8 protein-coding genes are annotated in these 8,016 nt (G+C 69.1%); 3 read left to right on the top strand and 5 right to left on the bottom strand.

Annotation, left to right across the window (positions count from 1 at the left end):
* The 5 genes from ABDW35_RS26695 to erpA all read right to left on the bottom strand — a co-directional run.
* A partial coding sequence (locus ABDW35_RS26695) for a hypothetical protein (protein ID WP_343716892.1) occupies nucleotides 1–274 on the bottom strand: 274 nt, incomplete at its 3' end.
* A gap of 328 nt (nucleotides 275–602) precedes the next feature.
* Nucleotides 603–1,388: a histidine kinase dimerization/phospho-acceptor domain-containing protein gene (locus ABDW35_RS26690; RefSeq protein ID WP_343716891.1), complete on the bottom strand. Its 786-nt coding sequence runs from the start codon at nucleotides 1,386–1,388 to the stop codon at nucleotides 603–605.
* Nucleotides 1,389–1,514: 126 nt separating this feature from the next.
* A complete protein-coding gene (locus ABDW35_RS26685) occupies nucleotides 1,515–3,650 on the bottom strand; it encodes an EAL domain-containing protein (RefSeq protein ID WP_343716890.1) in 2,136 nt (711 codons plus the stop codon).
* A 150-nt stretch (nucleotides 3,651–3,800) separates the two neighbouring features.
* Nucleotides 3,801–4,571, bottom strand: coding sequence for an exodeoxyribonuclease III (xth, locus tag ABDW35_RS26680; RefSeq protein ID WP_343716889.1), 771 nt, complete (start codon nucleotides 4,569–4,571; stop codon nucleotides 3,801–3,803).
* Between the two features lie 103 nt (nucleotides 4,572–4,674).
* Nucleotides 4,675–5,016 (bottom strand): iron-sulfur cluster insertion protein ErpA, encoded by a 342-nt coding sequence (erpA, locus tag ABDW35_RS26675; protein WP_034836348.1) that lies wholly within the window; start codon nucleotides 5,014–5,016, stop codon nucleotides 4,675–4,677.
* Nucleotides 5,017–5,139: 123 nt separating this feature from the next.
* On the opposite strand from erpA, the gene ABDW35_RS26670 reads away from it, so the two are divergent.
* The 3 genes from ABDW35_RS26670 to ABDW35_RS26660 form a co-directional block, all read left to right on the top strand.
* Complete coding sequence (locus ABDW35_RS26670) at nucleotides 5,140–6,303, top strand: deoxyguanosinetriphosphate triphosphohydrolase (protein WP_343716888.1); 1,164 nt, start codon at nucleotides 5,140–5,142, stop codon at nucleotides 6,301–6,303.
* A 250-nt stretch (nucleotides 6,304–6,553) separates the two neighbouring features.
* Nucleotides 6,554–7,594 (top strand): SPOR domain-containing protein, encoded by a 1,041-nt coding sequence (locus ABDW35_RS26665; protein WP_343716887.1) that lies wholly within the window; start codon nucleotides 6,554–6,556, stop codon nucleotides 7,592–7,594.
* Nucleotides 7,595–7,609: 15 nt separating this feature from the next.
* The coding region (locus ABDW35_RS26660; RefSeq protein WP_343716886.1) for a glycoside hydrolase family 3 N-terminal domain-containing protein at nucleotides 7,610–8,016 on the top strand (407 nt) is incomplete at its 3' end.

The following is an 8,016-nucleotide window of genomic DNA, read 5'->3' as shown; positions in this document are numbered from 1 at the left end:
CGTTGCCCAGGATGATCCAGACATAGAGCGGGAACAGGATGGCCGTGGTCTCGCCGCCGATATGCATGACGCAGGACAGGGCGGCGACATCGCTGGCGATGGAGAAGACCCGCCGCGGCCGACAGACGCCCGGATATCGCAGGATGTGGCCGAGCACGACGAGGTTGATGGCGAGATAGACGGGCGGGACGGCGAGGATGAGCCGATCGCTGCCGCCCGTCGCCAGCAGGTAGATCAGGATCGCGGTGCCGAAGCCCAGGGCGTTGAACCGCATTTCGTGCTCGCTGTCCGGGCGGGCCCGGAGGCACCGCACGATGCGCGCGATCAGGGATTTTGGTCCCATTTGCGGCTTTCTATCGGTCATCTCCAAAAACCACTCCAGCCCGACGGCGCCGTCTTGCCGACAGAGACCATACCGAACACCGGGTGGGATGGCAAAAGACCTGCTGGTCGGCCGGCCGATCCCCGGGAAGTCTCTCCGCCGGTCGTTCGATATCAATCTGAGGAAACGAAACCTCGGAACCTCACCACAGATCAGCCTGCGGAGTCTCTGAGCCGTCCGTGATTTTCCTCTCCTTCGGCGGTCGCGTCCAGGCCCAGATTCAGCTGCGCCCGGCCCGATTAGCGGCCGATCCGGGACCGGGTGGCGGCGCGGCCGGCGGGAATCGGAGCTCCAGACCCCCCGAGGCGGCGGAGATGTCGTCGGCCAGCGCCAGCAGGCGCTGCCCCGCTGACACCACATTACCCGTCATCTCGCGCTGCGCCGGATTGAGCTTGGTATCCCGCAGCATCGATCCGGAGCCGAGGATGGCGGTCAGCGGCGTTCGCAACTCGTGCCCGACATTGGCCAGGAGGACGGTCTTCTCGCGGCTGGCCGTCTCGGCCCGCCGCTCGGCCTGTGACAGCCCGCGGATCAGCGGCGCAGCGGCGAGCGCGACCAGGCACAGCCCGCCCAACAGCCCCGCCGACAGCGACGGCTGCGACCGCCAGAATGGCGTCACGGCGATGACCACGCCGAAGGCTATGAGGCTTCCCGCGGTCGCCGCCGCGAGATAGCGGATGCCGAAGCGGAAGCCGTTGCCGAGAATGATCCAGATGAACAGGGGGAACAGGAAGGCCATGCCCTCCCCACGGATCAGCATTTCGCTCAGTACCACGGTGAAGTCGCCGATCATGGCGACGCCCCGGCGCGTGTGGCAGGCCTGCGGCCGGCGCAGGATGTGGGCGAAGATCAGCAGGCAGAAGCCGGTATAGCCGATGTAGACAGCCAGCTCTCCGACGGCGAACTGACCGCTGACGGCCAGATAGATCGCGGTCGGGGTCGAGAGGGCGATGCCGTTGAACCGCATCTCGTGCTCGCTGTCCGGGCGGGTCCGGAGGCGCCGCACGATGCGTCCGGGCCAAGACCCTGGCCTCGCCTGTTCCCTTTTTTCGGTCATTCGCCCAAACACTCCGTCCCGGTGGCACGCTGGCGCCGGCCGGGCAAACCGAACCGTCAAATCCTGGCCGGGGAGCTATGAAACCCGTCGATCCGCCGGCCAACCGCGGACGAAATCCCGCAGCTGGTCGTTCGGCATCGGCCTGGCGAAGTGAAATCCCTGAACCTCATCGCAACCCAGCATGCGGACCGTCTCGAGCTGCTCGGGAGTTTCCACCCCTTCTGCAGTGACGTCCAGGCCGAGATCATGGCCGAGATTGGTGATGGCGCGCACGATCGCCGCATCCCCAGGGCTGGTTTCCAGGTTGCGGATGAAGCTGCGGTCGATCTTCAGCCGGTTGACCGGGAAGATCTTGAGATAGTTCAGCGAGGAGTAGCCGGTGCCGAAATCGTCGATGGCGAAGCGTACGCCGAGGCCGCGGAGCTCCTGAATCTTGCTGGCCGCCGATTCCGCGTTCTGCATCAGCACGCCCTCGGTCAGCTCCAGCTCCAGCGTCGAAGGCGCGAGGCCGCTGTCCTCCAGCGTCTGCCGGATCAGCTGTCCGATGTCCTGCTTGCGGAACTGCAGCGAGGTCAGGTTGACGCCGACGCGCAGCGCCAGCCCGTCGCGGGCCCAGGCGGCGGCCTGCATGCAGGCTTCGCGCAGCGCCCAGGTGTTCATGGCGATGATCAGCCCGGTCTCCTCCGCCGCCGGCAGGAACTGCGCCGGCAGCAGCAGGCCGCGGGTCGGGTGCTGCCAGCGCATCAGGGCCTCGGCAGCGACGACCCGGCCGCTGTGCAGATCGATCTGCGGCTGATAGTGCAGCACGAACTGGTCGGCCTCGACCGCGGCTCGCAGCTCGGTCTCCAGGATCACCGCGTCCTGGATGCTGGCGTTCAGCTCGGTGGCGAAGAAGCGGTATTCCCCCGGGCCATCAGCCTTGGCCCGGTACATCGCCAGATCGGCATTGCGGAACAGCTGGTCGGGATCGTTCCCGTCGCGGGGATGCAAGGTGATGCCGATGCTGGCGGTCAGCGACACGGTGCTGTCGTTGCGGATGTGCGGCCGCGCGATCTCCTGCAGGATCTGTGCTGCCGCCGCGGCCGCGTCCTCGCTCCGGGTCAGCCCCAGCTGCAGCACCGCGAACTCGTCGCCGCCCAGCCGGGCGACGATGTCTCCCGGCCGCGCCGTCAGGCTCAGCCGCCGCGCCACTTCCTGCAGGATCTGGTCGCCGAAATGGTGGCCTAGTGCGTCGTTGATCGACTTGAAGCGATCTAGGTCAAGGAAGTGCAGGGCAAAAGGCGCGTCGGGGTCGCGGGCCAGGATCCGGCGGATTCGGTTCAGGAGATGCACCCGGTTGGGCAGGTCGGTCAGCGCGTCGTGATTGGCTAGGTGGTGCAGATGCTCCTCGGCCAGTTTGCGGTCGGTGATGTCGAGCGCCGTGGTCAGCACACTCTCCACCTCGTTCGAGGCGCCCCGCAGCGGCGCCTTGCTGGTCAGGAACACCTGCCGCACGCCGCTGCGCTCGACCACCTCCTCATAGCTCGGCAGCGGCTCACCCGAAGCGAAGACCAGTTGGTCCATCTGCCGGCTGCGCGCGCCGCGTTCCGCCCCGAACACGGCGGCGACGTCCTCGCCGACCAGCGCGGCGGTGGTGGAGCCGCTGATCGCCGCCTGATAGGCGTTGACGAAGACGCAGCGCCCGTCGCGGTCGGCGGCGCTGATCATCGCCGGCAGCGTGTCGATCACCTGGGCCAGCGCGTCGCGGCTGCTGCGCAGCGCCTCCTCCTGGCTGCGCCGGGTGCGCTCCAGCTCGCGCTCCAGCGTCGCGGCACGGCGCTTGACCCGCTGCTGCTGGCGGCGCAGCCGCAGCAGGTTGCGGGCCCGGGTCACGAATTCGTGATGGTCGACCGGGCTCTGCAGGAAGTCGGTGGCGCCGGCCTCCAGCGCCTGCAGGCGGAAGCTGCGGTCATCATAGGCGGTGATGACGATCACCGGCACGTCGGCCACATGCGGGTTGCCGCGCAGACGGCGGGTGAACTCGGCACCGTCGAGGTTCGGCATCTTGTAGTCGGCGATCACCAAGTCCGGGGTGTGACCCGCCAGCCAGCCCAGCGCTTCCAGCGGATCGCCGAAGGCCTGCACCGTCACCTGGCTCTCGAGCGAGGCGGCGAGCCTGGAGAAGATGTTCCGGTTGGTGGGCCGGTCATCCAAGATGACGACGAGCGACATTCCCCGTTCAGAACTCCCTGTCGCCCCCGGCCGCCTCCTGCGGGCGGCGTCGGGGTGGTATGGCCCACGCCACTATAGGCAGGGTTTTTGCCGCATTATGAGGGAATTCGTATGATCACCAGGCCAGATTCAGCGGGCCGGCGGTCTCGCCTACTCTGAAACGGTGGCGATCACCGGCGTATGGTCCGAAGCCTTGTCGCGGCCGCGCGGCTCGCGGTCGATGATGCAGGTTTCGAGCCGGTCGGCCAGCTCCGGGCTGGCCAGCAGGTGGTCGATGCGGATCCCGTTATCGGCCTGCCAGGCCTGGCCTTGATAGTCCCAGAAGCTGTAGCCGGTCGCGGTCGGGTTCAGCGCCCGCCACGAATCGGTCAGGCCGAGATGGAGCAACGCCCGGTAGCGCCGCCGCGTCTCCAGCAGGAACAGCGCGTCGCCCACCCAGGCATGCGGGTCGGCCGCGTCGCGCTCCTCCGGGATGACGTTGAAGTCGCCGCCCATGACGAAGGGCCGGCCTGCGGCCAGCAGCGTCCCGGCCCGGCGGCGCAGCCGGTCCATCCAGGCCAGCTTGTAGTCGTATTTCTCGGTGCCGGCCGGGTTGCCGTTCGGCAGGTACAGGCCGCAGATGCGGACGCCTTTGACCGTGCCCTCGACATAGCGGGCCTGGGCGTCGGCGTCGTCGCCCTCCAGCCCGGTCAATGGGTCCTCGATCGGGTGCTTCGAGATCAGGGCGACGCCGTTATAGCTTTTCTGGCCGTGCACCAGCAGCCGATAGCCCAGTGCCTCGAACTCGAAGCGCGGGAACGCGTCGGTCTCGCATTTGATCTCCTGCAGCACCGCCACATCGGGCTCGGCGCTGCGCAGCCAGTCCAGCACGTTCGACAGCCGGGCCTTGACCGAATTGACGTTCCAGGTGGCGATGCGCATGCCTCAGCCCTCCGCCCGGAGGATCGGAGACGGGGCGGGCAGGGTGGGGGGCATGGCTGTCCTCCGGGGGCTGGGCGCTGCCGACTCCGGCGGGCGCGGCCGCTCAGATTGCGAAGGAAGTGCCGCAGCCGCAAGAGGATGAGGCGTTCGGGTTCTTCACCTGGAAGGACGCGCCGATCAGCTCCTCGACATAGTCGATCTCGGCGCCGGCCAGGAGGTCGAGCGACATGTCGTCGACCACCACGGTGACGTCGTCGCGGCGGAAGGTCAGGTCGTCGTCCTTGACCGTGTCGTCGAAGCTGAAGCCGTACTGGAAGCCGGAGCAGCCGCCGCCGGAGACGGCGATGCGCAGCATCAGCGCCTCATTGTGCTCGGCCTTGCGCAGCTCGGCGATCCGCCGGGCGGCGCTTTCAGTCAGGCTCAGGATGCGGCCATCGTCGGGCATGACAGATCCATCGGTGAAACGGGTGGTCGAAACCGGTCCTCCCCAATGTAGGCAGCCCGACGCCGTCTGCAAAGCACCCGCCGCGATTGCCAGCCCCGCAGAGGGTGGTTAGCTTGCCCGTCGATGACCGCCGTCTATGCCACCGCTCCGGACCGCAGCCGCGGCCGGCTTCATGCCGAGCCGGACAGCGGCATGCGCTCGCCCTTCCAGCGCGACCGCGACCGCATCGTCCATTCCTCGGCCTTCCGCAAGCTGCAGTACAAGACCCAGGTCTTCATCTATCACGAGGGCGACTACTACCGGACCCGGCTGACCCACACGCTGGAGGTGGCGCAGATCGCCCGCACCATCTGCCGGGCGCTGGGGCTGGACGAGGATCTGGGCGAGGCGGTGGCCCTGGCGCACGACCTCGGCCACACTCCCTTCGGCCATGCCGGCGAGGACGCGCTGCACGCGGCGATGGCCGGCCATGGCGGCTTCCACCACAACGACCAGACGCTGCGCATCCTGACGGCGCTGGAGCAGCGCTACGCCGGTTTCGACGGGCTGAACCTGACCTGGGAGACGCTGGAGGGCGTGGTCAAGCACAACGGCCCGCTGCTGCCGCTGCCGCCCGGTGGCCGGTTGCCGGCCACGATCGACGCCTTCCGTGCCACCTGGGACCTCGACCTCGCCTCCCAGCCGGGGCCGGAGGCGCAGGTGGCGGCGCTGGCCGACGACATCGCCTACACCAACCACGACATCGACGACGCGGTCCGGGCCGGCCTTCTGGATGTCGACGTGCTGCGCCGCCTGCCGCTGGTCGGGCCGGTGCTGGCCGAGGTCGAGGCCCACCACCCCGGCCTGCCGCGCCGCCGGCTGATCCATGAGACGGTGCGGCGGGTGATCGACCAGATGGTCACCGACCTGCTGGCGGAATCGCGCCGCCGGCTGTCGGAGCTGGCGCCGGTCTCGGTCGAGGCGATCCGGGCGGCGCCGCTGCCGGTGATCGCCTTCTCCGACAGTGTCGCCGCCGATCTCGCCGTGGTCCGCGGCTTCATGTTCCGCGAGGTCTACCGGCACTATCTGGTCAACCGCGAGACCAGCAAGGCGCGGCGGGTGGTGCGCGATCTGTTTGGCCTGTTCACCGCTGAGCCGAACACCCTGCCGACCGACTGGCGCCGACAGGCCGATGCCGCAGGCCCCTCTGGACTGCCGCGGCTGGTGGCCGATTACATCGCCGGCATGACCGACCGCTACGCCCTGCTCGAGCACCAGCGCCTGTTTGCCCTGGACCGGCCGATCTAAACTGCTAGACGGACGTCTCTTCTGCTGTCATGCCCGGGCCTGACCCGGGCATCCAGAGAATGTCGACACCTTCTGGATTGCCGGGTCAGGCCCGGCAATGACAGGTAGGGGTAGCTCTGAGAGATTGATTCATCGCTGAATCAATTTCTTATCGCCCGATTCTGCAATTCGGGGTACGATTCCGAATCAGTCGGGGGATAGGATGGTCGACACCGCCACGCAACTGCGACTCGCACCGGACGGACATTGGGTGGAGGCACCGCATGCGCTGCCCGTCACCGCACCCGCCGCGGGTCATCCCACGGTCCAGCTCAGGCCGGTTTCGACGGTGCTGCCCTGGCGCATCATCGTCCCGGCCGGGGTCATCCTGGTCGTGGTCCTGCTGTTCGCCGGCATCCTCATCTCGACCTACACTTCCGGCGGCTCGGTGACGATGGAAGGTGGGGTGCCGATCATCCGCGCCGACCGCACCGAGTTCCGCACCCGGCCCGAGCAGCCGGGCGGCATCGACATCCCCAACCAGGACCGGCTGGTGCTGCAGGATCTCGGCCGCAAGCAGGCGCCGACCAACGTCGCCACCGTGCTGCCGCCGCCGGAGCAGCCGATGCCGCGCCCCGTGCAGGCCGGAACCGACCAGCGCGGCTGGCGCCTGCCGTTGCCGGCGGCCTCGCCCGGCGCTGGGGTGGTGGAGATTCTTTTGGCCCGGCCGGGCCAGGCTGTCGCGGCTCCCACGCCCGAACCTGTCCAGCCGGCGCCGCAGCCCGAGCCGGCGGCCGCAGCCCCAGCCGTCAATCCCGAACCGGCACCCGTTGTCGATCCGGCCCCTGTCCAGACCGCCGCGCTGGCGCCGTCGATCCCTGCCGCGCCAATCGTCCCGGCGGCGCCGGTCCCCGCCGCGCCTGCACCGCAAGCGGCCCAGCCGGACGATCCGATCGCGGCGCTGCTGAACAACCCGGCCGCCGCCGATGGCTGGATCAACCCGGACACCCACGCGCCGGCCCAGGTGGCGGCCGTGCCGTCGATGCCGGCAATCGTCGCCGTGCCGAATGGCCGCTTTGCCGCGCAGATCGCCGCCGTGACCTCGCCGGAGGAGGCGCAGGCCGAATGGGCCCGCTTCCAGCGCCGCTATCCCGAGCTGCTCGGCGCGCTGCAGCTGGCCGCGCCGCAGGTCTCGGCCGCGACCCGGCTGGGCTATCGCGTCCAGGCCGTGCCGCTCGACCAGGCAACGGCGACGCGGCTGTGCGAGGCCCTGGCCACCGAGAAGACCGGCTGTCTCGTCGTTCCCCGCTGATTTCGAGCCCTGTTGATGCCTCAGGCGATCCTGTTCGGCTGTGCCGGCCCCGTTCTGGCGGCTGAGGAGCGGTCCTTCTTCCGCGACGCCGACCCGCTCGGCTTCATCCTGTTCCGCCGCAACTGCGAGACGCCGGACCAGCTCAAGGCCCTGGTCGCGGATCTGCGCGACGCGGTCGGTCGCTCTGCGCCGGTGATGATCGACCAGGAGGGCGGGCGCGTCGCCCGGCTGCGGCCGCCGCATTGGCCGACCTTCCCGGCCGCCGGCCGCTTCGGCGCGCTGGCGGCGCTGGACATGGCAGCGGCGGAGGAGGCGGTGCGCGCCAATGCCACCGCCATCGCGCTGACCACCGGCGCCGCCGGCATCGACATCGTCGCCGCGCCGGTGCTGGATCTCGACGTGCCGGGGGCCGACCGCGCCGT

The organism is Inquilinus sp. (assembly GCF_039594555.1).
In the GTDB taxonomy this organism is placed as follows: Bacteria; Pseudomonadota; Alphaproteobacteria; order DSM-16000; family Inquilinaceae; genus Inquilinus.
The sequence above is the reverse complement of the archived record's forward strand: the minus strand, read 5'-3'. Positions and strand labels throughout refer to the sequence as shown.